This is a genomic window from Deinococcus piscis (genome assembly GCF_014653275.1).
GTDB lineage: Bacteria > Deinococcota > Deinococci > Deinococcales > Deinococcaceae > Deinococcus > Deinococcus piscis.
Genome location: NZ_BNAL01000017.1, coordinates 35,327 through 60,838 on the forward strand (window position 1 = coordinate 35,327; position 25,512 = coordinate 60,838).

Here is a 25,512-nt window from a genome sequence, read left to right on the forward strand (position 1 = left end):
AGCAGCTAAGGCAGAGCAAGAGCCCCCGCTGGTAGGGCGGGGGACAGAGCGGCGCTGATTTGAGTGGCTTGGGCCTTTATTGGCTTAGGCGGAGGCTGCGTTGGAAGGGCGTTTCTTCCGGGAAGATGACTGCGCCCTGGTGCGGCAGCAGGTTGTTCGCTACGCGGGGCTTGGCATTGGATTTTGACAGGCCAGAGAGATTCTGGTACCACTTGTAGCCCTCAACCTCCACGCCGTTGCTGCGTGCCGCATCCAGCACGGAGCGGTAGGCCTGATGGCCCAGTTCGGCAGCGCGGTAATAGTTCATGGCGTCATACTCGGCCTGAGCCTGGGCGAAGAGGTTGTCGGCGCTCACGGCTGTGGGGGCCAGCTGGGCTACTTTGCCAGCCCGGCGCGCAATTTCCAGAATGGCTCCCGTGTTGTTCAAGTAAGCGGCGGTCAGGTAGCGGTATTGGCTGTCCAGATTGAACTGTCCAAAGGAGAAAGTTAGGTCAATGTAGGACATGACGCTGGCGCTCTGATCACCGCTATTGACGAACAGGAACGGTCCCGAGGCTCCGTAAGACAGGTCTTGCTCGCTGTCGTAGCCGTCGTGTGGGTGCGACAGGCTGAAGTGGTGCCCAATCTCGTGGACGGTGGTATCGGTCAGCCCGTACAGCCCTGCCAGGCCAGGCGACGTGAACGAGTAGACAAAGCTCTGGGTGCCGGTTTCACCGTCGTCGTAGGCGATACCCAGCAGGCCCGATTCCGGCTCTACGTCGTCATTGAACAGGTAGGTCGGCACGATGTATTTGTTGCTGCCAGCAGGCAGGCCCGCGTAGTCGCTGCGCAGGTCACGCAGGTTGTACTGGAACAGCGGCTCTCCGAACAGGTCAGCGTATTCGGGGGAGCAAATATCTTCGGCCTCAATCACAAAAAAGCAGTTGTAGGCGTCCCGGAGGTTACCTTCCAGCGGAGCGCGGTCCACTGATGTACTCAACTTGGCGAACGGCTGCAGTATCTTGACGCGCTCCTGGACCAGCTCAGGCTTGAGCACGTCTTCGACAGCGGCGGCTTCAGCACCCTGGTCCACGTTCAGCCGCAGTTCAATCTCGTCGGGCAGCTCTGGAGGAGTTAGTTCGGCGCGGTAGATGGGACTGGGTGTAAACAGCAGATTCAGGGCGGTATAGCGCACTGTCTTGGCCAAGTCAGGACTCACCTGCCGGGTATTGCCCAGGTTGTTCTTGCGGGTGCCGTATTCCCATACGGGCGGCATGCGCACATCTTCTCTGCCGTCACCGTCTACGTCGCGGTTCACCACGTCGTAGGCTTTGGTCCAGGGATCAGGGTTGGCCGACAGGTCATAGAACCACACACGCTGCGGCCCTTTGTCTTTTTGGTAGCCGCCCCCCCAGGCAATCATGCGGCGGCTGGCGCGGTCTCCGAACCTGAAGCCAGTGTCGGTCTCGGCTTCGCTGGTCTTGGTGTATGAGTGGAACTTGAAGTCGGGCCGGTCATACCAGTTCACCAGGAAGACGGTGTACTCGTCCTTTTTGATGCCCAGGCGGGAGGCGTTGTCGGCCAGCCAGTTTTCGGTGGAAGGCGCGTCAATTTCCAGATTGCTGGTAATGGGCCGGGTAATCAGGTTGGACGGCGTCTCGCAGTCGTCAACATAGTTTCCATCTTCATCCAGCGCCTGGCAGTTATAAGCCTTTTGAAAAGTGGTGAGCGGCTTTTCCTGGCCCGTAGCGCTGAGATACTGGAAGAAGTCATTCTCGAAGGCCTGGTCGGCAAAGACATAGTTGTAGCTGTAATTGAACTTGTTGCCGGTGTATTCGGTGCGTCCATAGGCACTGGGAATACGGGCAATGGTGTCGTAAGTGCTTGGCAGAGTCGCCCTGAAGTCCTGGAGGTCCACCTGACGGGCGGTCGTCACCTGACCGGGGGCCGATTGCCGGTAGCCCACGAACACCACATTGACCTTGAGGTTGGTTTCGATCTTGGTGTCTTCACCAGGCTTGATCTGCTTGAGTGAACTGTAGTCGGTGGGGGTAGGGGGCGTCCCACCGCCACAGGCAGAGAGGAGCGAAAGGCTCAGGGCGGTAAGCAGAAGGGCGCGTTGCTTCATATCTCCTCCAATATTTTTGAGAATTTCCCTTGGATTGCCTGCTCAGCATACTCCCACATCTGACACATGGCAAAAATGAGAGGGTGGCCCTTCTTCAGGCTGGCATCTCTGCGCTGTGCAGGTGTGCTCTACAATGCGCAGTATGAGCCGAGTGAGTGCCGGACGCGCCGAAGAGTGGCAGGACAGTGAGCAGCGAGAGCTGGAGGTGGACGGCCAAAGTGTGGTGGTGGTGCGCTATGAAGGCGAGTTCTATGCCCTGCGAAACCAGTGCACCCACAAGGACGTGCCGCTGCTGGGCGGCGAAGTATCTGACGGCAAAATCACCTGTGCCAAGCACGGTGGCCGCTTCGAGCTGGCAACGGGCCGGGCCAGAGCATTGCCCGCTGTCAAGCCAGTCCTGATCTTCAAAACTGCTGTAGAAGACGGGGAAGTATTCGTTGAGAGTCTGTAAGGGGGCACTCCTCTGGCACTGCCAACCCCAGGGACGACCAACTCTGAGCACTCCACAAAAGCGCAGCCGGGAACTCTCCTGGCTGCGCTCTTTGACGTTTTGGCTCTATCTGAGGTGGCTCAGTCGTCAATTTCCAACTTGCTGGCGGTGATGGTGGTCCCTGAAAGCTGGCCGTCCACTTCAATGTCCTGCCCGGTCCGGTCCGTGCCAAAGAAAGTGGCGGCGTCAATCGGCTTGCCATTGTCCTCGTAAATGGTCTGGTTGGTCACCACAGCGGTGTAGGTCTGGCCGTCATCTTCAAAGGTAAAGGTCTGCCCGGCTCCGTTCCAGGTCAGGGCGTTGCCTTCCCAGTCGCCTGCACTGTCGGAGCTGGTGCTTGGCGCGGCAGTGGTGGCAGAAGCAGTGGTTTCAGTGGTGGTCGTAGTGGTCTTGGTGGCGTCGCCTGCGGTGTTGGCAGGCTCTTGGGGAGCACACGCCATCAGACCAGCGGACAGGAACAACAGAACAATTTTTTTCATAACTTGAGTCTGCCGCAGCTTTGGTTGAGCCGCGTGAAGGCCAGCGCTGCTCTCATTGAGGCCCCACTGACCTTCACTTGACCCTTTCTTGGCCCTGGGTACAAGATGCCGTGGCCTGGGAGGTTGGGTTCCTGGCTCCGTCTCTCAGCCCAGAAAAGTGCTCAGCGGGTGGGCCGCAGCACGCGGCCTGTCAGGTCCCACAGTGCGGCGGGCAGGCCCTGGGTGGCGTAGGGCAGATGCACCCGTTCCAGCCACTGGTGATAGTCGCGGCCCCACGGTCCCAGATTGACGGTAGGGAACTTGAGTGGCGTGCCCTGCGGCCTGTCACAGAAGTTGGGCGTAGGCGCGGCCAGCTGACGCTGCAATTCGTCCAGGGTCTCTGAGTCCAGCGGCGCACCGATAAAGCTCATGTCTGAGATCCCCGCGAAGTAGTGCCGGAGCTCCAGGCCATGCTGCGCGGCCACCGCCTGCGCCGCTGCCAGCAGGCGCTCGCCTGCCTCGCCGTGACGGCTGAGGTGCGTGTGGGGATAGTGCAGGCTGCCGAAGCCCACCACCGCCAGCGGGCCGCGCCGCTCCGTGCGGTCCAGCAGCCAATGCATCACCCGCTGGCTGGCCTGCAAGGGGTTGGTTTCGGCGGCCAGTTCGCTCAGCAGCGCGTCATAATCGCGTGCAGACTGCGGCCCAGCGGCCAGCACTTCTTCGCGCAGTTCGCCCAGGGTCATGACTTGTGGCTGAGCGTCCGCGAAGGCTTGCCCGGCCTGCTTAGCAAAAGCGCGGTGGCGTTCCAGCACCGCCTGCATGGCGGCTTCTGTCTCACGCAGCATCAACTCCAGCACGTCCTGTGGTGTGCGGGCATGGCTCAGCACGTTGTAGGCGCTCCACACCCGCTGCGGCGTGGTCACGTCATACCCGGCGCGAAAGTCGCGTGCTTCCAGAGCAATGGGGGGCGGGGCAGCCTCACCGTGTGCTGCATCAGCGTGGGCGGGATTCAGTTCCAGCCGCGCCATCAGTTCGGCACTCATGGAGTGCGCGCTGATGCCCTCAAAGGGAAAGCCCGCGTGCGTGTCGCGGCCCACGAAACACACCACCGGCAGCAGTTTGCCCACGGTGCCCAGGTAGATGGCCCGCCCCGCTGACCCGTCGCCCTGGTCACTGGTGGCGTCCAGATTGATGCCGGCCACGATCTCCAGGCCCCAGTGTTCAGCGGCCTGGACCAGCTCGCTGCGGGCGGCGCGTGCTCCCCGCGAGCTGTCTTCCTCATCGGGCGAGAACATGATCAGCAGGTTGCCCTGCCGCATCTCTTCTGGCTGGGCCAGCCACGCTTCCAGCACGGCCAATCCGGCGGCCAGGCCCGCTTTCATGTCCAGAGCGCCGCGCCCCGGCAGGAAATCATCACCTTCCAGGTCGTGCAGCGCTCGCTGCCAGCTGGGGCCGGGCGCTTCGGCGGCGCGTAGAGAGCGCAGCAGCGCGGCCCGCAGGTCTTCTGGGCGGTTGGCAAGTGGAGCCAGCGGGCCGTAGTTGTGGCTGGTCACCGTGTCAAAGTGTCCGCTGAGCACGGCTGTCTGGCGGCCCTGTCCACGGGCCAGCGCAAACAGATTTTCTGGGCCACCGGGCCAGGCGGCCTGCCGCCACAGCTGCTGCGGGTGCGCGGCGAAGTAGGGCAGCTGCGCCAGTTCTCCGGCCAGCTTGAGCGCCAGCGTCTGCTCCCCGGCAGTGCCCCCTTCCGAGGGCCATTCCAGAAGTCGTTCCAGCCAGAAGCGGGCACGCGGGGCCCAGTCATGTGTAGGGTCTGCCGAGGGTCCGCCCGCCGCAGAGACATCAGATGGAGTGAGGGTCACCTGCTCATTGTGTCATTTTTGGCTTCGTATGTGCATAACATGCCCAGCAAGCTGAATATCAGCCGTTGCCAGAGTGAGTTATGCACCCCAGTGGCGACTGATATTCAGCCCGTGTCATGACAGCGGTTGCCCTTCTGGCCGCGGACGCCTAGCTTTCGGCGCGCAGCAAGAACCGCTGCACTTTGCCACTGGGCGTTTTGGGGAGCACATCCATAAAGACAATTTCGCGGGGGTACGCATGGGCCGCCAGCTTGGTCTTGACGAAAGAACTCAGCTCGTCTTTGAGGGTATCGGTGGCCTCCACACCGGGACGCAGCACCACATACGCCTTGACCACTTCGCCGCGCAGTTCGTCGGGCTTGCCGATCACGGCGGCTTCGGCCACGTCGGCGTGGGCCACCAGCGCACTCTCGACCTCGAACGGGCCGATACGGTAGCCCGCGCTGAGAATGATGTCGTCCGAGCGCCCCGAGAAGAAGAAGTACCTGTCCTCATCAGCCACCACCGTGTCGCCCGCGCGGTAATAACGGCCATCGTCGGTCAGGCGCTCGCGGGTCCGGTCCGGGGCCTGGTAGTACTCGGAGTAAAACAGCAGCGGCGAACGCTCACGGTCAAAGCCCAACTGGCCTTCGGTGCCGGGGGGGACTTCCTGGTCATTCTCGTCCAGCACCACAGGCGCAAAGCCGGGCATGGCCTGACCCATCGAGCCGGGCTTGACGGGGCGCTTGAGGTCAGGGTGGTGGTGATTCACGACGGCCATGCCCATCTCGGTCTGGCCGAAGTGGTCGAACAGCTCCACGCCCAGGAAGTCCTGCGCCCACGAGAACAGTTCCGGGTTTAGCGGCTCGCCTGCGCTGGAGGCGATGCGCAGAGGCAGGCCCTGCGGGCGCGGCAGCCCCGAAGACCGAATGACCCGGTAAGCGGTGGGAGCCGCCGCGAAGTTGGTCACGCCGTAGCGGCGCATCACATCCAGCGCCTTTTCGGGGTTGAAGGCCGCGCGGTAAAACAGCAGTGTCTTGCCCAGCGCCAGTGGCCCCAGGATGCCGTAATACATGCCGTAGGCCCAGCCGGGGTCGGCCATGTTCCAGAACACGTCTTCGTCGCGGACATCCAGCGCCCAGCGCATATACGCCTCGAAGGAAGCCAGCGCGCGCACCGGGACCGGCACGCCTTTGGGTTGCCCGGTGGTGCCGGAGGTGTACAGCAGTACCATCAGGTCGTCGCCACTGACCGTCATATTGCTCGACAGCGGCTCATGGGCGACCAGACTGGCATAAAAGCCGTGGTCGGGCCCTAATTCATCCTCGTCGTTGTCGCTCTCTACCCGGATCACATGAATCCCGCTGATGCCGGCCAGCTTGGGGTCGTTGGCGGCGTCGGTAATCACGATGCGGGCCTGCGCGTCTTCGACCCGGACCTTGACCGCGTCGGGGCCAAAAGCAGTAAACAGCGGCACATACACCGCTCCCAGCCGGAAGATGCCCAGGGCCGCAATCAGGAGGGCTGGGCGCTTGGGCAGCAGTACGGCCACCCGGTCCCCCTTCTGCACGCCCAACGAGCGGAGCGCGGCGGCAAAGCGGCGGGATTTTTCCTCCAGCGCAGCGTAGCTCAGGCTCTCTTGGTAGCCGAAGCCGTTCTCGTAGTTCAGCGCCAGCTTGCCTGGTTCCGTGGCCCAGCGGTCACACAGCAGCGCGGCGACATCCACCTCATGGCCGCCGTACTGGGCCAGCCAGTCCTGCACCTGCTGCTCAAAGTCGGTTCCTGCTTGGGGTTGCGGTGATGTGGTCATGGTTCTCCTTCTTCGGCTTGCCGCATGCCCAGAGTGCAGAGAGTCGGTCCAGCCCGGCGACCTGCTGCCCTGCGAACACTGGACTTCCAGGCTTACACGCTGAATAGATATGCGGGCGCTTGCCTGACAGCTGTTGCCCCGTCACACAGGCGTGCTTTACATTTTGACGACACAGCCAGGATAGGCCACACCGCGTAGCGGCTGCAAGTGTCACTGGAAAGCGAACAGCAGAGCAAAGCCGCCCGAAAAACTGCATAAAAAAAGCCCCAGCAGGAGCTGGGGCCGGTGCAGGCTCAGTGTTCAGTCGCGCCCGAACAGTTTGCCAATTCGCCCGAAGAATCCTTCGCCGCTCTTGTGCGGCACGTCGTCACCGACAGCGGCAGCATAAGCTTCCAGAGCTGCGCGGGCTTCGGGGCTCAGCTGTCCTGGGCGTGGCACCACGATGTCGTATTCGACCACCAGGTCGCCCGTGCCTGAGCCTTGAAGCCGGGGCATTCCCGCGCCCTTGATGCGGTAGGTGTCCCCGTGCTGCGTGCCGGGCTTGACCTCAACCCGCTGGGTGCCGTCCAGAGTGGGCACCTCAATGTCGTGGCCCAGCACGGCGTGGGCGTAGCCGATGGGCGCGGTGTAGACCAGATGCTCGTCCTCGCGCTTGAGGTACTCGTGCGGTTCCATCTCGATGTGCACATACAGGTCACCGTTGCCGCCCGGCCCCTCATGCCCCTTGCCCGACACCCGGATGCGGTAGCCCTCGTCAATGCCTTTGGGCAGTTTGACGGTGACTTCTTCGTCCTTGAGGGTGTGCCCGCGCCCATGACAGATGGTGCAGGGGTCCACAATCTTCTTGCCTTCGCCCCGGCAGTCGGGGCAAACCTGCTGGGTTTCGACCACGCCAAAGATGGTGCGGGCCTGCCCGCGCACTGCGCCGCGCCCCTGGCAGGTGGGGCAGGTGACTGGGGGTTTGCCGCCAGGCTCGGTGCGGGTGCCGTGGCAGTGTTCGCACTCGCTGAGGCGGGCCACATTGACCTGCACGTCGTCGCCAGCGCGGGCCTGGTGCAGCGTAATGCGGGCCTCGGCCTCGATATCTTCACCGCGTGGGGGGCCGCGCCGGGCACCCATCCCGCCCGCCATGCCGCCGAACAGCTGCTCGAACAGGTCCATCGGGTCAAAGCCTGCGCCGCCCATGCCCCCCATGCCGCCGAACGGGTCGCCGCCAGGAAAGCCGCTCGCAGAGGGGCCAGAGCCGAAGCGGTCGTAGTGGGCACGCTTTTCATCGTCGCTCAGCACCGCGTAGGCTTCGCTGATTTGGGCGAATTTCTCGCTCGCGCCTTCTTCCTTGTTGCGGTCCGGGTGGTACTTCAGTGCCAGCTTGCGGTAAGCACTCTTGATTTCACTGGCGCTGGCGTCCCGCGCCACGCCGAGTAATTCGTAATAGTCCATAGACTCCTTCTCGCGGCGGCTGCGCCGCTTGGTGGAATACAGTGGCCTGCACGCCACATACTGGGAAGTAGGTTAACACAACCGCACTCAAGTAATGTGCCGCCATGAGTGCCAGGCAGCCCGCGCTCATCCTCCTCTATGGACCAACGTTGGGAAGCTGCCTAGAAGTAGTCCAGCCGCATGGCCCTGCGGGCTGCGTCCATCGTCTGTGCGGCCACCTCGCGGCCTTTTTCGGTGCCTGCTTTGACGATGCGCTCCACCTCGTCCATGTTGCGCGCGAACTCGGCGCGGCGCTCGCGGATGGGGCCCAGTTCGGCTTCCAGCACTTCCAGCAGGTACTTCTTGACCTTCACGTCGCCCAGGCCGCCGCGCTGATAGCGGGCCTTGAGCTCGGCCACATGCTCGGTGTCCGGGTCAAAAGCGTCCAGGTAGGTGAACACTGTATTGCCTTCGATTTTGCCGGGGTCTTCAACGCGCAGGTGGCCGGGGTCGGTGTACATGGCCCGCACCTTTTTGGCAAGTTCGTCGGCGCTGTCGCCCAGATACACCGCGTTGCCCAGGCTTTTGCTCATCTTGGCCTGGCCGTCAATGCCTGGCAGGCGGGCCACCGTGCCCTCCGGCACCATGGCTTTTGGCTCGATCAGCACGGGCGCGTAGAGGTTGTTGAACCGCCGCACGATTTCGCGGGTCTGCTCAATCATAGGCAGCTGGTCTTCCCCCACGGGCACCAGACTGGCCTGAAAAGCCGTGATGTCGGCAGCTTGCGACACCGGATACACAAAAAAGCCAGCGGGCACGCTCTCGCCGTAGCCTTTTTGGGCAATTTCGGTTTTGACTGTGGGATTTTGGCGCAGGTGCGACACGGTGACCAGGTTCAGGAAGAAGACGGTCAGTTCGGCAATTTCGGGCACCATGCTCTGCACCACAAAAGTGGAGTGCTCGGGCCGCAGGCCTACCGCCAGATAGTCCAGCGCCACTTCCAGCACGTTGTCGCGGACCTTCTGCGGGTTCTCGAAGTTGTCGGTCATCGCCTGCACGTCGGCAATCAGGATGAAGGTGTCGTACTCGGTTTGCAGGCGCACCCGGTTCTTGAGCGACCCGGCGTAGTGGCCGATGTGCAGCGGCCCGGTGGGTCGGTCCCCGGTCAGGATACGTTTGCGGGCGGGTGTAGAAGCAGTCGTTGTGGGGGCAGATTCGGTCATGATGGGACTCCTTTGAGGGTGAGAGTGGAAGAGGTACGCCAGAGCAAGAAAAAGCGCCCAGCCACGAGAGGCTTGGGCGCAGGCGGTCTAGGCCGTGTGCAGCGTGAAAGCGCCCCTTATCAGGGCCACCAGCAACGCACGGTAAGGGAAGCGGTCATGGGGGAGAGGATAGCAGAATTGCCGTGCGCGGGCAGGGCCGAGAGCAGAAGGGAGAGAAGGGAGAGGCCCGCACTTCTTGAAAGGGCTGCGACTGAAAAGAGGTGTTGCCACTTACAGCCGCAGCGGTTCCAACGCCCACACCGCGCCGCTCGGTAGGCGGTAGCCCCAGCGCCAGCTTTCGCCGTCCTGCCAGGCTTCACCCACCGCCAGCTTGAGGGCATCCACCCGCGCGGCCAGCTCCAGCCTTTGCCAGTGGCCCCAGTCGCGCAGCAGGTCATCTTGTACGGTGCTCAGGACTTGATAAAGGACGTTTTCTATATCTGCTGTGTCCGGCCTTGACCCCAGCAGCTCGGCCACCATCAGTCCTGATACCAGCTGACCTTCGGCGTACACATACAGAATACCGCCCTCCGCCTGGCAGGTCACTCCCAGCCAGAAAGCACTCAGGCGGGGTGCGAGCAGATCCATCAGACGTGCGGTGTCTCCAGTGTTCACCAGTCCAGCACGACTTTGCCGCTGTTGCCGCTCAGCATGGCGTCAAACCCCTGCTGGAAGTCGTCAATGGAGTAGCGGTGCGTGATGATGGGGCTCAGGTCCAGACCGCTTTGCACCAGGGCCGCCATCTTGTACCAGGTTTCGAACATCTCGCGGCCATAGATGCCCTTGATGGTCAGCATCTTGAAAATCACGTCGTTCCAGTCGATATCCACCCGGCCCGCAGGAATGCCCAGCAGCGCAATCTTGCCGCCGTGATTCATCACCCCCACCATCTGCGCGAAAGCTGCACCGGAGCCGCTCATTTCCAGGCCCACGTCAAACCCCTCGGTCATGCCCAGACCCTTAGCGGCGGTCCACAGGTCTTCTTTGGCCACGTTGACCGTGCGGGTCGCGCCCATCTTGGCGGCCAGCTCCAGGCGGTAGTCATTGATATCGGTCACGACCACGTTGCGCGCCCCCACATGCCGGGCAATGGCGGCGGCCATCACACCGATGGGGCCCGCGCCGGTTATCAGCACGTCTTCGCCCACCAGATCGAAGCTCAGCGCCGTGTGTACCGCGTTGCCCAGCGGGTCGAAGATGCTGGCGATTTCGTCGGGCACCTCGTCAGGAATCTTGAAGGCGTTGAAAGCGGGAATGACCACGTACTCGGCAAAGGAGCCAGGCCGGTTCACGCCCACGCCCTTGGTGTTGCGGCACAGGTGGCGCTTGCCTGCGCGGCAGTTGCGGCAGTGCCCGCAGGTGATGTGGCCCTCACCGCTGACCCGCTCCCCAAGCTGAAAGCCGCTGACCTCGCTGCCCATTCCGGCCACCACGCCCACGTATTCGTGCCCCGTCACCATCGGCACGGGGATAGTCTTGCGCGCCCAGTCATCCCACTTGTAGATATGCACGTCAGTGCCGCAGATGGCCGAGTGTTTCACCCGGATCAGCAGGTCGTTGGGGCCCACTTCCGGGGTGGGCGTCTCGACCATCCAGATGCCTTCTTTGGCTTCGCGCTTGGACAGCGCCTTCATGGTGCGGGGGTAATCGGTGGGGAGACGGCTCTGTGCAGGAGTATGCGGCGTGCTGCTGGGGGTGTCAGGGGTCATACCGTGGGTCATGCGGCCAGTCTAGAGCAGGGCAGTGCAGCCTGACTTCGGTGCAGGCCCCGGCCTACGCACAAGGCCCAACTTTCGGTCAAGGCCCGGTGTATCAGTCCGCAGGCCCGCAGCAGGTAAGCTGAACCCATGATCAAGTTCCAACAGCGTGACCCCCAAGACCCCAGCAAGGAATCCGAAGTGGTGCTGGACCTGATGCCGCTGATGCTGTTCGGCGTGGGTTTTATTGCCGTCAAGGCACTGCTGAACGCCTTCGACGTCTAAGCCGCGACTTTGTCCCAGGGGCCCCAAGCAACCTGTAAGGAAGCTGGGGTCCCGCTTACGTTAGGCTAGGGAACATGACCAACCCACCCAACCCCAACGCGCAGCAGCAGTACAAAAGCAGCCAGAGCGGACGCTTCGTGGTGCCTGGCTGGATGAACCTGATCGAAGGCACGCCCGACGCCATCGAGATTCAGCTGGACCTGGACAAGAGCGACCTGAGCCGTGACCAGGCCTGCCTCCTGATCGAGTACTGGGCGACCAACGAGGACATTACCTTGCAGAGCATCCTGCCCGTGCGGGCCTTCGGGGCCAACCGCGACGGCTGGTGCATGCTGATTCCTGCGCGTGGCCGCGTGCTGATTCGTGCCATTGACACCGCCCCCAACCCGCCGCTGCTGGCGAGCCAGTGGATCAATGTGGACCCGGCCACCCAGCCCGGCACCACGGTGCATGTGAAGGTGGATTTCCCCGATCCCGCCAAGGCGGCTGCCCAAAACCTTCAGCTGAACAACTGACCAGCTGAATAACTGAGCTGTACACCGGGGCAACTGGCTCCGGGAACCGAGTTGCTGGCACCGCCGCTTTCCCCAAACTCAGATGATGGGGAAAGCGGCGGTGCTCTTACACCATCTGAACTGGTCGGCGCAGCGGCGAACTGCGCCAGGGTGTGTCAGGTTTCGTTCAGCCAGGAGACGGTTAGCAAGCCTTCCAGCCCACGCCGGGCCGCGGCCAATGCCTGCGGAATCTGCCAGGCGGAGCGGTCACGCGGCCCCACGAAATTGCTGACGCCGCGCAGTTCCAGTGCGGGCACAGCGGCCAGGGCGGCGGCGTGGGCGACCCCGGCCCCTTCCATGCCTTCGGTGAGGGCATCTGGAAAGCGGCGCAGCAGCTCACTGGCCCGTGCCTGGCTGCCCGTGACCGTATTGAGCGTCAGCATGGGGCCATAGCCTGCGCCCAGCTGCCCCGCCAGAGTGGCGGCTCCGGGCGCGGCGGCAAAGTCCCCGAAGGCGGCGGCTCCCGGCAAGTGCCCGATCTGGAGGCCCAGCGCTTCCAGTCCCAGAAACTCCTCTGGCCCGCCCTTCCCAGGCTCACCCAGCTCAGCGCCGTAGTCGGCCTGAACCATGCGGCTGGAGACAGCCAGGTCACCGGGGCGCAGGCCAGAAGGCGCAAAGGCACCGGCAATGCCTGCGCTGACCGCCAGCCGGGGCCGCTGGGCCGCAGTGGCCTGCGCGGTGGCCAGGGCGGCGGCTACGGGACCCACACCACTGACCACCACGCGGCAGCCCAGCCCGCCGAAAAATTCGGCCTCGCCCGCAGTGGCGACCACCAGCAGCACATCCTGTGGGTGCAGGGCGGCGCTCATGCGCGGCTCCCTGGCCGCAGCTGGCGGACCAGGGCCTGCAACTGGCGCAGGCGGGCTGGGTCAGGCTGCGGTCCATAGCGCTGCTCGGCATACAGCTGGGCAAATTCGCGCAGTTGTGGGCGCAGATGCGGATAGGCCTGGGCCGCTCGCTCCACATAGGTGCCTGCCGGTTCGCTGGCCTCACGCGGCAGGGCCAGGCGGCGCGTCAGGTCGTCCAGGGCGCGGGCAGCTGGCTCGCTGGGACGGCTGCGTGTGCGCCATACCCACAGCATGGGCAGCAGTGCCAGCCCCAGCAAGCCAGCAAAGCCGGTCCAGTAGCGCCCGCTGCCGACTTCGCCCAGGCCCAGCCCAGCCAGCGCCCCGGACTGTGATTGGTCGTCGAAGTTCACTACCAGGTCATACCATTCCAGCTGCAAGCGGTCATAGCCGCTGCTGAGCTGCCCCCATAGCCCCCCTGGCCGCTGCGCCGAGGTGGTGGCTGCCGGGTCGCTGAGTGCAGTCTGCGGGTCGGTGCGGGTCCGGGCCGGAGCCACGGCGGCGGTGGGGTCCACCCTCACCCAGCCCTGGCCTTCGAGCCAGACTTCATTCCAGACATGGGCGAACGATTGCCGCACCGTGACCGTTTGGCTGCCAGGTGCAGCTTCGCCGCCCAGGTAGCCGCCCACCAGCCGGGTGGGGACACCTGCCGCACGCATCAGGAAGCCGAACGCGCCCGCGTAGTGCTCGCAAAATCCCGCCTGAGCGCTGAACAAAAAGGCATCTATCCGGTCCTGTTCGGGCAGGAGGGGGGGCGAGAGGGTGTAGCTGAAGCCGCTGCTGGCAAAGTGGTTCAGCGCAGCCTGGACCCGCTGCTCGGGCGGCAGGGCTTTCCAGCTCAGGGCCAGGGCCAGGGCACGGGGGTTCTGTCCCTGCGGCACCTGAAGGTCATAGTCCAGGCGGTCCCGGCGCTCATCTACCCCAACCCGGCTGGGGGCACTGGTCAGCGTGTAGCGGGTGGCCCGGCCCCCTGGCGCGGCCACCACGCTCAGGGCCGAGGTGACCAGCGTGCCTTCTGGCGGTGTTTGCACCGTATCCAGTGCCAGCACCCAGGGCTGTCCGTTGGGCTCTTGCAGCAGCGAGTAGCTGTAGCCCGGCCCGGTGGCTTCTACGCTGGGGGCAGGCACGTTGGCGCGGACCACATTCCACTCCAGCCCGTCGTAGGCTTCGTAGACTGGGCCGCGCCAGTACAGTTCTTCCTGCGGCGGCACCGTGCCCTCGAAGGTGGCCCGGAACGCCACGGCGGTGTCCTGCGCCAGGTCGCTCACGTCGCCCGCCCGCACCGAACTGCCCAGGCCCGTCTGGGCCCCGCCTTTGCTCTGAAACTGCCACAGCGGCTCAGCAGGGCGCGGAAAAAAGAAAAACAGCGCCAGCATCAGCGGCAGCGAGAGGGCGGCGAGCGAGAGGCCCGCTTTCCAGGCGGGCGGGGCAGGGGCCGCCGCGCCGGTGTCCGCCGTTGTGCCTGCTGGACCGCTCTGCCGGTTGGGGAGGGACCACAGGTGCAGTGCGCCCAGCAGCAGCACGCTGGCGACCAGGGCGTGCCCGGCTTGCAGCGGCGACATGGAGTGCAGAAAGTGGGTCAGGGTAATGAAAAACCCCAGCAGCACAATCAGTACGCCGTCGCGGGCAGAGCGGCTTTCGGCCACCTTGAGCGACAGCAGCAAGGTGAGCAGGGCGGTGCCCGCATCCAGCCCAATCAGGGTGCCGTAGTGCAGGTACAGCCCGCCGATGGCCAGGGCGGCCAGCAGGCCTAGGCCGTTCATCAGCAGTGTGGAAGGCAGGTGCAGGCTGGGACGGCTTTCGCGCTGCCAGGCATACCCCACCAGCGCCGCCATCAGCAGTGTGGCCCAGACCGGCGTGCGGGTCACGCCCGGCAGCAGCACCCAGGCCACCGCCGCCAGGGTCCAGGGCCAGGCGTGGGGCAGCAACCGGGCCTGCCAGGCTGTGGGACGGGGGGCTGTGGGGACGGGCGCAGGCGTATGGGGCTCTACCCGCGCCAGGGCTGCCAGTGCCCGTTGCCGCTGGGTCTCGCCCTGTGCAGTCTCCAGCCGCTCGCCCGGTAGCGTTAGGGAAAAAGGCTGCCCCGCCGCGCTCAGTGCTTGAACCCAGCCAGCCAGACGGGAAATGCGGGCTTCCGGGTCGCCGGTGAGGAGGTGCCAGTCCAGGGCAGCGGCCAGGGCTGCCGGGGCGTCGCTTTCGCGCACCAGCAGCCCGCCGCCGGGCAGTGCTTCTCGCCCCGCCGAGTGCCGCCAGGAAATGCGGCGGCTCGAATCGCCAGGCACATAGGGCCGCAGTCCGCTGAAGTCCTGCTCACCCCGGACCCGTTGCCCGCCTTCAGTGCCGCTCACCAGGGCCTGTTGCGGTGGCGCAGGCGGCTGCGCTTCGGGACGCGGCCAGACCAGCAGCAGTTGCCGGGGAGCCAGCGGACGGGTGACCCGCCACAGGCCCAGTGGGTCGTACAGGCTTAGGTGGGCCTGTGGGTCGTGGGGACCACGGGCAGGCAGCGGCAAGGCCCAGCCCAGGCTGCCTGCTTCGGCCTGCGCTGGAAAGGTAAAGGCCAGTGCGCCCCCTGCGCCCACCACCTCGGCGCGGAAGGGCAGACCTGCGCCCCTGCGCCGCAGGTCCAGGCGGTACTCGCCCACCTCACCCGCAGTGCCGTGCGCCGGAGCCAGCAGCCGAACGGTGACCTCGTGGGCTTGCCGCGCCGCGTAGGCCGCGCTGGTGACCCACACGCCCCCCAGCAGGAAGGTCAGCGCGTAGCCCAGGCTCAGGTCGTAGTTGATGCAGCCCACCAGGCTGAGCAGAACCGCCAGCAAGAAGCCCAGTCCGCTGCGGGTGGGGCGCAGCCGCCCGGCGGGAGTGTTCAGTGTGCGGCCCAGTTGCTGGAGGGCCGAAGGAGTGGGAGCAGAGGAAGCCGTCATCTTAGGGAAGTGGCGTGTCACGCAGGATTTCCGCGATGATTTCACTCACCGGGCGCGGGCCAGCCGGAACCAGGCGGTGTCCGGCTAGAGCAGGGAAGACCGCCTGCACATCTTCAGGGAGCACCATGGCGCGGCCCTGCAAGTAAGCCCAGGCCCGCGCTACGGCCAGCAGCGCCAACAGGGCGCGGGGGCTGAGGCCGGTCTCCAGGTCGGGATGGTGACGGGTGGCGGCAGCCAGCAGTTGCAGGTAGTCCAGCAGTGCTCCTGAAGCGTGAACCTGCTCGGCTTCAGCCTGAGCGGCCAGCAGGGTCGGGGCGTCCATCACGGCGGGCAGGTCGCGCACGCTCTGGCCGCGCCCGCCGGTTTCGAGCAGTTCGCGCTCGGCGCGGGCGTCGGGGTAGCCCAGCGTGACGGTCAGGAGGAAGCGGTCCAGCTGCGCTTCGGGCAGCGGTGAGGTGCCCACGAAGGCCGCTGGGTTCTGGGTGGCAATCACAAAAAAGGGGTTGGGCAGCGGGCGGCTGACCCCGCCTTCAGACACCTGGCGCTCTTCCATCGCTTCGAGCAAGGCCCCCTGCGTCTTGGGGGTGGCGCGGTTGATTTCATCGGCCAGCAGCACTGGCGTGAACACTGGCCCCGGATGAAAGCGGAAGCTGCGCGTCTCGGCGTCCCAGATGCTGACCCCCAGCAGGTCGGCGGGCAGCAGGTCGGCGGTGAACTGAATACGCTGAAAGCCCAGGCCCAGCGTGCGCGACAGCGCTCCGGCCAGGGTCGTCTTGCCCACGCCGGGCTGGTCTTCAATCAGGAGATGCCCCCGCGCGAGGATGCAGGCCAGGGCCAGACGCACCTGTCCAGATTTGCCCAGGATCACGCGGTCCAGTTGCTCTAGGCTGCGGTGGAGGTCGGGTAGGACGGCAGAGCTGGCAGGTGGCGTGGGCGTCATATCTGGCATGCTAGCCGCCGGGTTCTGGCAAATTTCTTGTGTCGCTGCTTAGAAAAGTTGGGGAGCCCAGCCCGGCCCTCTACTCTGGAAGTATGGACTTTCAAGAAAACCAGTCACTGACCCTTACTTTTTCCAGTGGGCCAGAAACCCACTCGCTGCCGGGCCGTTTCGTGTCCCTGCCCGAAGAATCCCAGGTGCCGGGACGACGGGGCATTGAGGTTGAAGGCGCAGCGCTGGAATACGTCACCGACGAGGTGCCGCACGGCCTGCGCGCCTTCGATGACGGTGGCAAGCGCAAGCTGGACGAACTGCGCCAGCGCTTCAAAATCATGACCGAGGCCAGCGTGGTGCCGTTCGAGCCGGGCAAATAACAGGAGGCAAAAAAGAGGCTCCCCGGCCAATGTCTGGGGAGCCTTCTTCTCATGTGCAGCTGGTCAGCCGCCCACCACTTCGCCGCCGTTGGGGTGCAGCACCTGGCCGGTGATGTAGCTGGAATCATCCGACGCCAGGAACACAAAGCAGGTCGCCACTTCGGCGGGCTGGCCGGGGCGCTTCATCGGGGTTTCTTGCCCGAACTCGGCCACTTTCTCTTTGGGGAAAGTAGCGGGAATCAGCGGAGTCCAGATGGGACCGGGGGCCACGCCATTCACGCGGATGCCCTTCTCCGCCAGCTGACCGGCCAGCGAGCGGGTCATGCCCAGAATCGCGCCCTTGGTGCTGGCGTAGTCCACCAGGGTGGGGCTGCCCCGGTAGGTGGTCACCGAGGTGGTGTTCACGATGGTGTCGCCTTCTCCCAGGTGCGGCAAGGCAGCGCGGGCCAGGTAAAAGTACCCGTAGATGTTGGTCTCGAAGGTCTTGTGCAACTGCTCGTCGTCAATATCGGTCAGGGATTCCTGGGGGTATTGCACGGCGGCGTTGTTGACCAGCACGTTCAGCCCGCCCAGCTCCTTTACGGTTTGCTCCACCGCCTGCTGGCAAAACGCGGCGTCGCGCACGTCGCCGGGCAACTTGAGGGCGCGGCGGCCTTCAGCTTCGACCAGGGCCACAGTTTTGTCGGCGTCGGCGTGCTCGTTCAGATAAATCAGGGCCACGTCGGCCCCTTCGCGGGCGAAGTGCACGGCCACAGCCCGCCCGATGCCCGAGTCACCGCCCGAAATCAGCGCCACTTTTCCCTTCAGTTTGTCCGAGCCCTTGTAGCCTTCTTTGATGTATACCGGCTGCGGGTCCATCTGCTCCTCAATGCCGGGCTGCTGCTCCTGCACCTGGCCAGGCACCTTCTCAGGAAAGTTCTGGGTCTTGTCTACGCCTTGTTCTTGACCTTGTTGCTGGTTGCTCATGGGGGCAGTGTGCCACCCTGCCAGAGCCGTAACAGGCAACTTTTCCGCATATGGAGCCTGTCTCAAGGTTTGGTTGGGCGCGGCTTAAGGGGTAGCAGCCTCTGGGGCCACATAGACATACACGGTGGGATATTCGCCGCGCCAGAGCCAGTGCCCGGTGTACTCGGCAGTGCGCCGCCAGCCCAGGCGCTCATACAGGCGAATGACGGGCGAGGCAGGCCTACGACCCCGGCGCTAGCATGTCACTCATGAGTCGCCGGGGAACCAACCTTGCCGCTGCCCTGCTGGGCCTGATTGTGCTGTTGCTGCTGGGGGTCGGCATCATGAGTCAGCGCCTGAACCGCTTGCTGGAGGACAATCCAGCGGTGGCCGCGTGCCTGCAAGCAGGGGGCACAGCCCAGGACTGCCGAAATGCTTCGGGAGCGGCGACCAGTGAGGCTGCGCCGCCTCCAGCGCCGTGATTCAGTCCAGCCTGAAGTGAACCACGCTGACCTGTGCATCTGCCGGGAGCGTTGGGTAATGGAAACGCAGCCGCGCCAGCAGTTCGGCCCGGTTCTGGAAGCCATCGGCCTGCGCATGGGCGTCGGTCAGGTCGGTTAGCGCGAGTGACTCTACGTGGGTGATGTGCGCCGGCCAGCCCTGCGGGTCGTCGCCAAACAGCAGCAGGACGGGCCCTACTGCGGCGCTTTCGCCCCAGCGTACGGTGGTCCTTTTGTGCCCAGCCTGCACCGCTGCCCGGTAGTCCGGGTGAAAGTGCAGGTGGGGGAGGGAAAGTGAGCCAGTCATTTTCCTGATCCCTACTGCGCCGGACAGCTGAAGATTTTGATGCTGCGGGCACCCAGCTGGGTGTCTTGGTCGGCGTCCACGGTTGCCTGCGCGGCGTCGTCGGCGGTGTCCAGCAGCAGGGTCCAGCGCTCGCAGGTCTGCTCCGGGCCCTGCTCACGGAAACTGGGCAGGTTGAACGGCAGGTCCACGTGCGAGGCATTGAGCAGGACCAACAGGTGGTCGCGGCTTTCACCGTCTTCCTCGCCGCCGTACAGGAACAGGCCCACACTCTTGGTCTGGGGGTTCTGCCAGTCGGCGTCGTCTATGGCCTGGCCGTCGTGACGCAGCCAGAGGATGTGGGGCAGTTCGCCTTCCTCGCGCCGCCCCGAAAAGAAGCGTTCACGCCGGAAAGAAGGGTGCGCCTGCCGCAGCCCGATCAGCCGCCGGGTAAAGGCCAGCAGGTCCTGGTCCACATTTTCCCAGTCATACCAGTTGAGTTCGTTGTCCTGGGCGTAGGTGTTGTTGTTGCCATGTTGGGTGCGCCCCAGTTCGTCGCCGCCCAGAATCATGGGAATACCCTGCGAAATCAGCAAGGTGGTCAGGTAGTTGCGCTGCTGCTTGCGGCGTTCGCGCAGCACTTCGGCGTCATCCGTCTCGCCTTCCACGCCCATATTCCACGAGAGGTTATTGCCGTGGCCGTCGCGGTTGTCTTCTCCGTTGGCCTCGTTGTGCTTGTCGTTGTAGCTCACCACGTCGCGCAGAGTGAAGCCGTCGTGCGCCGTGATGAAGTTGATGCTGGCCTGCGGGTGACGGTGGTTCGCGCTGTAGATGTCGCTGCTGCCGGTCAGGCGAAAGCCCATGTCCGGCATCAGGCCCTCGTCGCCCTTCCAGAAGCCGCGCACCGTATCGCGGTACTGGTCGTTCCACTCGGCCCAGGGCGGCGGGAAGTTGCCCACCTGGTAGCCGCCCAGGCCCACGTCCCACGGCTCGGCAATCAGTTTCAGGCGGCTGAGCACCGGGTCGGCCTGCACGCCACCCAGGAAGTTGGAGTGCTTGTCAAAGCCCAGCTCGCCGCGTGCCAGGGTGGTGGCCAGGTCGAACCGGAAGCCGTCCACGCCCAGCGCGGCCCAGTGGCGCATGGAGTCCAGCACCATCTGCACGGTGCGGCGGTGGGTCATGCGTACGCTGTTGCCGGTGCCGGTAAAGTCGAAATATTCGCCCAGGTCGTCTTGGCTCAGCCAGTAGTAGGTGGAGTTGGCCAGGCCCCGCCAGCTGAGCAGCGGGCCGCCCTTACCGCCCTCGGCGGTGTGGTTGTACACCACGTCCAGAATCACCTCCAGACCGGCGTCGTGCAGCTTGGCGACCATCTCGCGGAACTCTTGCTCGGTGTCCTGCGGGCGTCCGGCGCGGGCAGCGGCGCTGTAGCGCGGCTCCGGCGCAAAGTAGCTAAGAGTCGAGTAGCCCCAGTAGTTGTGCAGGCCCTTGTTGCGCAGAAAAGGGTCGTCCACATGGGCATGGACTGGCAGCAGCTCGACCGCCGTGACGCCCAACTCCTTGAGGTAGCGGATGACTGGCTCGCAGGCCAGGCCGGCGTAGGTGCCGCGCAGCTCTTCGGGCACGTCCGGGTGGGTCATGGTCAGCCCGCGCACGTGGGTTTCGTAGATCACCGTGCGGTTCCAGGGCACCTGCGGCTTGTCGTCCAGCGTCACTTCTTCTGCGGCGTCCAGCACCAGGCCCCAGGGGGCTTGCAGGGAGGCCACGTGGCCTTCTTCATTCAGGACCGGTTCTTCAGGTCCGCTCAGGGCGCGGGCGTAGGGGTCCAGCAGCCGCACTTCCGGCTGGGCATAGATGCCGCGCTCCGGGTCGTGGGGGCCGTGAACGCGGTAGCCGTACCCCTGGCCCACGCCCCGGCTGAACTCGTGGTCATCGGGGAGGAATCCGTGCCACACGTTGCCGGTGCGCTCGGGAAGGTCCACGCACTGCTCGCCGTCTTCGGTCAGCAAGCACAGTTCCAGGCGGTCAGCGTCGGGGGCATAGACGGCGAAATTGGTGCCGTCCACTTCACGGATGGCTCCCAGAGGCTGGGGTTGTCCGGCAGACAGGGCAGTTGGCGAAGCGTCAAGTTTGGTCATGGTAGGCAGTTCCTGTGCAAATGAAATGAGGGCAAGGGGCAAAGTCCCGAAGCAGGCCGCAGCCGCCACCGGAGCAGAGAGATGCCGGCCCCGCGCTGGAGTCGGCATGAACGCTTCACCCTAGCGGAGCGGCTTGGTCAGCGGGTGAAGCGGCATTTACAGTTGTGCGGAGGTTGCCCTCCGCGGAACGGCTCAGAGTGATGCCCTGTGCTCATGGGCGCGTGGCAGCAGGGCCGTTACGCGCTAGAACTCGAGTCGGCTGCCCCGGCCCCGGCCCCCCTGAAGCGCGGCCAGCCGTTCGGGGGTCCACAGTTCGTACTCGTACATGGGGTACTGGCGCTTGAAACGGCCCACCTTGTCCCACACCTCACGCGATTCACGCGGCACCACCAGAATCAGGCGAATGATGGTGTCCTCGGCGTCGTAGATATAAAAGTCGAAATGCAGGGTCTGCTCGTGGCCCCGGTCCGTAAAGATAGGAAACGGAAAGGCCCGGTGGCGCCAGTGTTTGCCCTTCTCGCTGAGAATCTGGGCGGCGACCCGGCGCAGTTTGGAATCGGGGAAGGTGTGTTCTACGCGGTCACGGTCACGAAAGACAGCGGTTTCGGGCGGAGCTTCCAGCTGCACCTGGCGCAGCTGCGGCAAGCGCTTTTGGGGGCCTTCGGACTTGGACACTCTGGGGGCGGCCTTGCGTCCGGTGCCGCGCTGGAAGGTCTCGCCTTCCCCCAGTCGCCGGGTGCTGCCTCTCTCTTTGGTGCTTCTCTCGGCGCTGGTCCGCTCTGAAGTGGTCCGGCTCTCTGTGCGGGCGGGCGGCAGGGCGTCGCGGGTCACGCCGCCCCGGCCCTGGGCGCGGCTGCCGGTGGCTCCTTTGCCCCGGCTGTAGCGTCCGCCCTGCTTTTTGGATTTGCTGCTGTTGGTCATGCCCGGCAGGATAGCGTGCAGAGCGCAGCAGCATTGTTGGCGGCATAGGGGGCAGGAAAGGCTAGGCGGGCGCTCAGCAGGCGGTCAGTTTCAGTGGCTAGCTTGGAAGGAGGAGGCCACGCCATGTTGTCCCGCTTTATTGCCCTGATGCTGATTTCCGCCCTGTTGCCCGCCGCCACCGCCCTGTTCTCTCTCGTGAAGCTGCCCTTTCCGCTGGCCTGGGGCCTGTTCGGCGTTTTTGCCCTGCTCGCCCTGGCAGGCTGGCAGCGCCAAAGTTCGCGCCTACTCACCGCCGCTTGGCTGGGGTTCCTGGGGCTCAGTGCGGTTATGGGCGGCTACGTGGCCGACGAGCTGAACCGGAGCGGCTCGCTCACAGTAGAAGGGTTCAGTTTGGTCCTGGGACTGGGCCTGCTGCTGACGCTGACCCTGCGGCCAGAGGTGCGGCACTAAGCGCATCTACACTGGTTGCCATGAGTGCCCAGACCCCCACCCACGCTGAGCGCAATGCCGACATTATCCGGATGGCGCAGCGGCTGGAACAGCGGCTGGCTGACCGGGGAGCCCTGGGCCGGGGCCTGGGCGAGTATGCCCGCTCCCTGCGCGGCACCCTGCCGGACGACGTGCTGCACGACATCATGAAAGTGAACCGGGTCCGAAACGACCTGGTTCACCGCAACATTGACCTGCCGCTCACCAGCAAGGAGCGGGCCAGTGTGCAGGCCAGCTACGAGCGGGCGCTGGAGTATCTGGGCCGGGGCGAAGTGAATGCCCGCCCGGCCCAGCGGGTGAACCTGTGGGCGGTGGCGGGTGCGGCTCTGCTGGTGGTCCTGATTGCCCTGCTGGCGCTGATGCAGGGCCCGGCGTGAGGATTTCCTGCAAGCGTAGGACTACCTTTTTCGCTGTCTATTCCTGACCGCGCACCAAATCTTCCAGGGTTTCGCGGCGCACCACTTCGCGGGCTTGCCCATCCTGCACGAAGACCACCGCCGGGCGCAGCATGGCGTTGTAGCGGCTGGACATGGCGTAGTGGTAAGCCCCAGTGCAGCTCACGGCCAGCAGGTCGCCGGGCTGCGGGTGCGGCAGCGGCTTGTCACGCGCCACCACATCGCCCGACTCGCACAGTTTGCCGACCACGGTGTAACTATCTGCGGCTGCTTCATCCATACGGTTCGCCAGGGCCACCTCGTACTCGGCTCCGTACAGCGCCGTGCGGATGTGGTCACTCATGCCGCCGTCTACCGACACGTAGTTCCGCACGCCAGCAATCGCTTTGACCGTGCCCACCCGGTACAGCGTCCAGCCCGCTTCACCCACCACCGAGCGGCCCGGCTCCAGCCACAGCTGCGGCAGGGGCAGGTCATGCTCGGCAGTTCCGGCCCGCAGCGCGGCGGCAATTTCGGCCAGAGCGTCTTCCAGCGGCTGGGGCTGGTCCGCGTCCGTGTAGCGAATGCCAAAGCCCCCGCCGACGTTCAGCACCTGCGCCGTGAAGCCGTAGTCGGCGCGCTGCTGCGCCAGCCATTCCAGCACCCGCGCCAGCGCGGCCAGAGTTCCTTCGGTGCTAAAAATCTGCGACCCGATATGAAAGTGAATCCCTAACACGTCTAAATGCGGCGCGTCTAGCATGGCCCGCAGGCCCTGCGCGGCTTGCCCATTGCCCAGGTTCAGGCCGAATTTGCTGTCTTCTGCCCCGGTCTGAATAAAAGAGTGGGTGTGCGCCTCCACCCCTGGGGTCACGCGCAGCAAGCAGCGTGCCTGTGTCCCGGCTTCGCCCGCCAGCGTATTCAGCCGGGCGATTTCATCCAGACTGTCCACCACGTAGCAGCCCACGCCCGCGTCCAGCGCCTGGCGCAGCTCGGTGTCCAGCTTGTTGTTGCCGTGCAGGTGAATGTGTGCAGGATTGAAGCCCGCGCTCAGCGCCGTGTACAGCTCGCCGCCCGACACCACGTCCAGGCCCATGCCCTCCTCGGCCATCAGCCGCGCCAGCGCCCGGCACAGGAAGGCTTTGGAGGCGTACGACACCTGATAATCCAGCCCCGTTGCCTGCAACGCGCGGTGAAAACGGCGGCACTGCTCACGAATCAGGGCCTCGTCATACACGAACAGGGGCGTGCCGAAGCGCTCCGCCAGGGCCGCCGCAGTGACCCCGCCAATCGCTAGTTCACCAGAAGGAGTCACGCGGGCCGTACCGGGAAGATGCATAGACAGGAGTGTAGCGCTGCCTACCTGTTCTCCTGCCTGCCAGTCACCGTGCCTGCCCGGTACACTGGCAGGCGTGACTTCTTCCGAGCAACGCCGTGAAGCCCCTGCCCCCACCCAAGACTTTGTCCCCGCTGCCAGCCACGACCCCATCAGCCTGGTGATTCGCCGCCGTATTCGCCCCGGTCAGGAGGCGCGCTATGAGGCCCTGGTCAGCGAGGTGGGCCGCGTCATGGCGCAGATGCCCGGCTTCCTGGGCAGCGGGGTGGTGCGCCCAGCTCCGGGCCAGCGCGACTACACGCTGATTGCCCGGTTCGCGTCGGCGTCGGCGGCGGGCACCTGGGAAACCTCTGCGGAGCGGGCCGCGTGGCTGCGCCAACTGGAAGAAGTGGTGGAAGAACAGGTGTCGTTTGAAAAGCAGCCGGGGATGGAGCTGTGGTTCTCGGCCCCGGAAGCGCCCCCAGCGCCCCAGCCGCCGCGCTGGAAGACCGCTGTGCTGATTCTGTGCGTGCTGTTTCCGGTTTCGCAGGCGCTGAATTTCCTGCTGGGGCCGCACTTGGCCGGATGGCACCCACTGCCCAGGTCTCTACTGACCACGGTGCTGGTGGTGATTCTGATGACCTACGTGTTTATGCCGTGGGCCACCCGGCTGGCCGGGCCGTGGCTGCGGCGGTAGGGGGGGCGCCCTTCAAAACCAGCCTCGGTTTGGCCTCAGCCAGATACAAAAGGCAGCAGCAGAGGTTGTGTCTGGTGCGGTCTGGTGTAGATACAGGCATTAAACTGCGGGCATGCCTTCTGCCCTGAGAAAAATCAGTGAGGCGGAATACCTCGCCAGCGAAAGTGACTGCCGCCGACCAGACCCCAACCTTGTCTGCTCCCCCAGCTTCGGCCAGCTCCGCGCCAACGGTCAGGCGAGACATCCCCGCAGTTGAGCCCGCTTCCGCAGCGGCTGAGGCCCAGGGCTAGAACAATGTCTCGCCAAGAAAGAACTTCTCGCAGCTCTCAAATCCAGTCACCGAGACAGGAAGGTGCGTGCAGTGCTGCCACTTCTCCCGCGTGAGCCGTAACCTGTCAGAGACAATGACCTGTCCATCAAGCACATCTCTAGAAATGCCGTCAGGTTCATAGCCCAATTTTCTGGATACGCCTTGAGACGCGGCATTGTCCTGAAACACTTCTGTTCTTGCGGCGACTGCGCCCAACTGCTCAAAAGCAAAATGTAACAGCGCAGTTCGGGCCTCTGTTCCATACCCTTTTCCCTGAAACTCTAGACCCAACCAGGAGCCTGTCGTCACCTCACGTAAAGTTGCGAACTCTTTCCCGCGCAGTGAAACCATGCCTACAGGTTGACCCGCCGCGAAAACGCCGAGATTCAGCACCCAATTGGTACTTTCCCATTCTGCTTTGCATCCCCAGTGGTTTTGCATGATAAAGAGCGCACGCTTCTGTGGGGGAAGCTCTGGCCAGGGCCTCAGTACCTGACAGGTTGAAGGAAACGTTGTCTGGATCGCAGAAAAATATGAAGCAGGGCGGCT

The 25,512-nt window shown here is 64.6% G+C and carries 26 protein-coding genes; 9 read left to right on the plus strand and 17 right to left on the minus strand.

Annotated features, from left to right (window positions below; all coding sequences use genetic code 11):
- Window positions 1–76 precede the first annotated feature (76 nt).
- Window positions 77–2,107 (minus strand): zinc metalloprotease, encoded by a 2,031-nt coding sequence (locus IE158_RS07705; protein WP_189643082.1) that lies wholly within the window; start codon window positions 2,105–2,107, stop codon window positions 77–79.
- A gap of 142 nt (window positions 2,108–2,249) precedes the next feature.
- On the opposite strand from IE158_RS07705, the gene IE158_RS07710 reads away from it, so the two are divergent.
- On the plus strand, window positions 2,250–2,558 hold the full coding sequence (locus IE158_RS07710) for a Rieske (2Fe-2S) protein (protein ID WP_189643083.1): 309 nt from the start codon (window positions 2,250–2,252) through the stop codon (window positions 2,556–2,558).
- A gap of 119 nt (window positions 2,559–2,677) precedes the next feature.
- Here the strand turns inward: IE158_RS07710 and IE158_RS07715 are convergent, their stop codons facing one another.
- From IE158_RS07715 to tdh, 7 genes are all read right to left on the minus strand, one after another.
- Window positions 2,678–3,076 carry a hypothetical protein gene (locus tag IE158_RS07715; RefSeq protein ID WP_189643084.1) on the minus strand — a complete coding sequence of 133 codons (399 nt, stop codon included), beginning with the start codon at window positions 3,074–3,076 and terminating at the stop codon, window positions 2,678–2,680.
- A 161-nt stretch (window positions 3,077–3,237) separates the two neighbouring features.
- The gene (locus IE158_RS07720; RefSeq protein ID WP_189643085.1) at window positions 3,238–4,914 is read right to left on the minus strand and encodes a M20/M25/M40 family metallo-hydrolase; all 1,677 of its coding nucleotides are present in this window, start codon (window positions 4,912–4,914) and stop codon (window positions 3,238–3,240) included.
- Between the two features lie 148 nt (window positions 4,915–5,062).
- Window positions 5,063–6,703 carry an AMP-binding protein gene (locus tag IE158_RS07725; protein WP_189643086.1) on the minus strand — a complete coding sequence of 547 codons (1,641 nt, stop codon included), beginning with the start codon at window positions 6,701–6,703 and terminating at the stop codon, window positions 5,063–5,065.
- A gap of 300 nt (window positions 6,704–7,003) precedes the next feature.
- Window positions 7,004–8,143 carry a molecular chaperone DnaJ gene (dnaJ, locus tag IE158_RS07730; protein ID WP_189643087.1) on the minus strand — a complete coding sequence of 380 codons (1,140 nt, stop codon included), beginning with the start codon at window positions 8,141–8,143 and terminating at the stop codon, window positions 7,004–7,006.
- A gap of 161 nt (window positions 8,144–8,304) precedes the next feature.
- Window positions 8,305–9,345, minus strand: a complete 1,041-nt coding sequence (gene trpS, locus IE158_RS07735) for a tryptophan--tRNA ligase (RefSeq protein ID WP_189643088.1) — start codon at window positions 9,343–9,345, stop codon at window positions 8,305–8,307.
- A gap of 270 nt (window positions 9,346–9,615) precedes the next feature.
- Window positions 9,616–9,999 (minus strand): hypothetical protein, encoded by a 384-nt coding sequence (locus IE158_RS07740; RefSeq protein ID WP_189643089.1) that lies wholly within the window; start codon window positions 9,997–9,999, stop codon window positions 9,616–9,618.
- A complete protein-coding gene (tdh, locus tag IE158_RS07745; RefSeq protein ID WP_189643106.1) occupies window positions 9,996–11,018 on the minus strand; it encodes an L-threonine 3-dehydrogenase in 1,023 nt (340 codons plus the stop codon). Before tdh ends, IE158_RS07740 begins: the two co-directional genes overlap by 4 nt.
- A gap of 213 nt (window positions 11,019–11,231) precedes the next feature.
- On the opposite strand from tdh, the gene IE158_RS13695 reads away from it, so the two are divergent.
- Window positions 11,232–11,366 carry a hypothetical protein gene (locus tag IE158_RS13695; protein ID WP_268248067.1) on the plus strand — a complete coding sequence of 45 codons (135 nt, stop codon included), beginning with the start codon at window positions 11,232–11,234 and terminating at the stop codon, window positions 11,364–11,366.
- 74 nt (window positions 11,367–11,440) lie between these two features.
- Complete coding sequence (locus IE158_RS07750) at window positions 11,441–11,881, plus strand: uracil-DNA glycosylase (protein WP_189643090.1); 441 nt, start codon at window positions 11,441–11,443, stop codon at window positions 11,879–11,881.
- 155 nt (window positions 11,882–12,036) lie between these two features.
- Here IE158_RS07750 and mqnB read toward each other — a convergent pair whose 3' ends face one another.
- The 3 genes from mqnB to IE158_RS07765 are packed head-to-tail and all read right to left on the minus strand — an operon-like array spanning window position 12,037 to window position 16,635.
- Window positions 12,037–12,729: a futalosine hydrolase gene (gene mqnB / locus IE158_RS07755; protein WP_189643091.1), complete on the minus strand. Its 693-nt coding sequence runs from the start codon at window positions 12,727–12,729 to the stop codon at window positions 12,037–12,039.
- Complete coding sequence (locus IE158_RS07760) at window positions 12,726–15,686, minus strand: transglutaminaseTgpA domain-containing protein (RefSeq protein WP_189643092.1); 2,961 nt, start codon at window positions 15,684–15,686, stop codon at window positions 12,726–12,728. The genes mqnB and IE158_RS07760 overlap by 4 nt, the downstream gene beginning before the upstream one ends.
- A gap of 1 nt (window position 15,687) precedes the next feature.
- A complete protein-coding gene (locus IE158_RS07765; protein WP_189643093.1) occupies window positions 15,688–16,635 on the minus strand; it encodes an AAA family ATPase in 948 nt (315 codons plus the stop codon).
- 83 nt (window positions 16,636–16,718) lie between these two features.
- Here IE158_RS07765 and IE158_RS07770 point away from each other — a divergent pair, with 83 nt between their 5' ends.
- The gene (locus IE158_RS07770) at window positions 16,719–16,997 is read left to right on the plus strand and encodes a hypothetical protein (RefSeq protein ID WP_189643094.1); all 279 of its coding nucleotides are present in this window, start codon (window positions 16,719–16,721) and stop codon (window positions 16,995–16,997) included.
- 63 nt (window positions 16,998–17,060) lie between these two features.
- Here the strand turns inward: IE158_RS07770 and IE158_RS07775 are convergent, their stop codons facing one another.
- Window positions 17,061–17,963: an SDR family oxidoreductase gene (locus IE158_RS07775; protein ID WP_189643095.1), complete on the minus strand. Its 903-nt coding sequence runs from the start codon at window positions 17,961–17,963 to the stop codon at window positions 17,061–17,063.
- A 248-nt stretch (window positions 17,964–18,211) separates the two neighbouring features.
- On the opposite strand from IE158_RS07775, the gene IE158_RS07780 reads away from it, so the two are divergent.
- Window positions 18,212–18,424 carry a hypothetical protein gene (locus tag IE158_RS07780; protein ID WP_189643096.1) on the plus strand — a complete coding sequence of 71 codons (213 nt, stop codon included), beginning with the start codon at window positions 18,212–18,214 and terminating at the stop codon, window positions 18,422–18,424.
- A gap of 1 nt (window position 18,425) precedes the next feature.
- Here IE158_RS07780 and IE158_RS07785 read toward each other — a convergent pair whose 3' ends face one another.
- The 3 genes from IE158_RS07785 to IE158_RS07795 form a co-directional block, all read right to left on the minus strand.
- Window positions 18,426–18,749 (minus strand): ASCH domain-containing protein, encoded by a 324-nt coding sequence (locus IE158_RS07785; RefSeq protein ID WP_189643097.1) that lies wholly within the window; start codon window positions 18,747–18,749, stop codon window positions 18,426–18,428.
- Between the two features lie 11 nt (window positions 18,750–18,760).
- Window positions 18,761–20,860 carry a glycogen debranching protein GlgX gene (glgX, locus tag IE158_RS07790; RefSeq protein ID WP_189643098.1) on the minus strand — a complete coding sequence of 700 codons (2,100 nt, stop codon included), beginning with the start codon at window positions 20,858–20,860 and terminating at the stop codon, window positions 18,761–18,763.
- Between the two features lie 243 nt (window positions 20,861–21,103).
- Window positions 21,104–21,781 carry a hypothetical protein gene (locus IE158_RS07795; RefSeq protein WP_229838990.1) on the minus strand — a complete coding sequence of 226 codons (678 nt, stop codon included), beginning with the start codon at window positions 21,779–21,781 and terminating at the stop codon, window positions 21,104–21,106.
- 123 nt (window positions 21,782–21,904) lie between these two features.
- Here IE158_RS07795 and IE158_RS07800 point away from each other — a divergent pair, with 123 nt between their 5' ends.
- Both IE158_RS07800 and IE158_RS07805 read left to right on the plus strand, forming a co-directional pair.
- Window positions 21,905–22,231 (plus strand): hypothetical protein, encoded by a 327-nt coding sequence (locus IE158_RS07800; RefSeq protein ID WP_189643099.1) that lies wholly within the window; start codon window positions 21,905–21,907, stop codon window positions 22,229–22,231.
- A gap of 20 nt (window positions 22,232–22,251) precedes the next feature.
- A complete protein-coding gene (locus IE158_RS07805) occupies window positions 22,252–22,647 on the plus strand; it encodes a hypothetical protein (RefSeq protein ID WP_189643100.1) in 396 nt (131 codons plus the stop codon).
- A gap of 37 nt (window positions 22,648–22,684) precedes the next feature.
- Here IE158_RS07805 and lysA read toward each other — a convergent pair whose 3' ends face one another.
- Entirely contained in the window at window positions 22,685–23,980 is a 1,296-nt protein-coding gene (lysA, locus tag IE158_RS07810) for a diaminopimelate decarboxylase (RefSeq protein ID WP_189643101.1), read from the minus strand.
- Between the two features lie 73 nt (window positions 23,981–24,053).
- Between lysA and IE158_RS07815 the strand changes: the two genes are divergently transcribed.
- Together IE158_RS07815 and IE158_RS07820 are read left to right on the plus strand one after the other, a co-directional pair.
- Window positions 24,054–24,653: an antibiotic biosynthesis monooxygenase gene (locus IE158_RS07815; RefSeq protein WP_229838991.1), complete on the plus strand. Its 600-nt coding sequence runs from the start codon at window positions 24,054–24,056 to the stop codon at window positions 24,651–24,653.
- A 112-nt stretch (window positions 24,654–24,765) separates the two neighbouring features.
- Window positions 24,766–24,909, plus strand: coding sequence for a hypothetical protein (locus IE158_RS07820; RefSeq protein ID WP_189643102.1), 144 nt, complete (start codon window positions 24,766–24,768; stop codon window positions 24,907–24,909).
- Window positions 24,910–24,939: 30 nt separating this feature from the next.
- On the opposite strand, the gene IE158_RS07825 is transcribed toward IE158_RS07820, so the two are convergent.
- Window positions 24,940–25,512 (minus strand): GNAT family N-acetyltransferase (locus IE158_RS07825; RefSeq protein ID WP_189643103.1); only part of this gene is annotated, 573 nt, incomplete at its 5' end.

Excerpts from the sequence above, each read along its gene's own strand:
- IE158_RS07785 (WP_189643097.1), bottom strand. The coding sequence starts at position 18,749 with ATGACTGGCTCACTTTCCCTCCCCCACCTGCACTTTCACCCGGACTAC.
- IE158_RS07750 (WP_189643090.1), top strand. The coding sequence starts at position 11,441 with ATGACCAACCCACCCAACCCCAACGCGCAGCAGCAGTACAAAAGCAGC.
- IE158_RS07820 (WP_189643102.1), top strand. The coding sequence starts at position 24,766 with ATGCCTTCTGCCCTGAGAAAAATCAGTGAGGCGGAATACCTCGCCAGC.
- IE158_RS07805 (WP_189643100.1), top strand. The coding sequence starts at position 22,252 with ATGAGTGCCCAGACCCCCACCCACGCTGAGCGCAATGCCGACATTATC.
- IE158_RS07800 (WP_189643099.1), top strand. The coding sequence starts at position 21,905 with ATGTTGTCCCGCTTTATTGCCCTGATGCTGATTTCCGCCCTGTTGCCC.
- dnaJ (WP_189643087.1), bottom strand. The coding sequence starts at position 8,143 with ATGGACTATTACGAATTACTCGGCGTGGCGCGGGACGCCAGCGCCAGT.
- IE158_RS07760 (WP_189643092.1), bottom strand. The coding sequence starts at position 15,686 with ATGACGGCTTCCTCTGCTCCCACTCCTTCGGCCCTCCAGCAACTGGGC.
- IE158_RS07780 (WP_189643096.1), top strand. The coding sequence starts at position 18,212 with ATGAGTCGCCGGGGAACCAACCTTGCCGCTGCCCTGCTGGGCCTGATT.
- IE158_RS07770 (WP_189643094.1), top strand. The coding sequence starts at position 16,719 with ATGGACTTTCAAGAAAACCAGTCACTGACCCTTACTTTTTCCAGTGGG.
- glgX (WP_189643098.1), bottom strand. The coding sequence starts at position 20,860 with ATGACCAAACTTGACGCTTCGCCAACTGCCCTGTCTGCCGGACAACCC.
- IE158_RS07715 (WP_189643084.1), bottom strand. The coding sequence starts at position 3,076 with ATGAAAAAAATTGTTCTGTTGTTCCTGTCCGCTGGTCTGATGGCGTGT.
- lysA (WP_189643101.1), bottom strand. The coding sequence starts at position 23,980 with ATGCATCTTCCCGGTACGGCCCGCGTGACTCCTTCTGGTGAACTAGCG.
- IE158_RS07765 (WP_189643093.1), bottom strand. The coding sequence starts at position 16,635 with ATGCCAGATATGACGCCCACGCCACCTGCCAGCTCTGCCGTCCTACCC.
- IE158_RS07725 (WP_189643086.1), bottom strand. The coding sequence starts at position 6,703 with ATGACCACATCACCGCAACCCCAAGCAGGAACCGACTTTGAGCAGCAG.
- IE158_RS07705 (WP_189643082.1), bottom strand. The coding sequence starts at position 2,107 with ATGAAGCAACGCGCCCTTCTGCTTACCGCCCTGAGCCTTTCGCTCCTC.
- IE158_RS13695 (WP_268248067.1), top strand. The coding sequence starts at position 11,232 with ATGATCAAGTTCCAACAGCGTGACCCCCAAGACCCCAGCAAGGAATCC.
- IE158_RS07795 (WP_229838990.1), bottom strand. The coding sequence starts at position 21,781 with ATGACCAACAGCAGCAAATCCAAAAAGCAGGGCGGACGCTACAGCCGG.
- IE158_RS07710 (WP_189643083.1), top strand. The coding sequence starts at position 2,250 with ATGAGCCGAGTGAGTGCCGGACGCGCCGAAGAGTGGCAGGACAGTGAG.
- mqnB (WP_189643091.1), bottom strand. The coding sequence starts at position 12,729 with ATGAGCGCCGCCCTGCACCCACAGGATGTGCTGCTGGTGGTCGCCACT.
- trpS (WP_189643088.1), bottom strand. The coding sequence starts at position 9,345 with ATGACCGAATCTGCCCCCACAACGACTGCTTCTACACCCGCCCGCAAA.
- IE158_RS07775 (WP_189643095.1), bottom strand. The coding sequence starts at position 17,963 with ATGAGCAACCAGCAACAAGGTCAAGAACAAGGCGTAGACAAGACCCAG.
- tdh (WP_189643106.1), bottom strand. The coding sequence starts at position 11,018 with ATGAAGGCGCTGTCCAAGCGCGAAGCCAAAGAAGGCATCTGGATGGTC.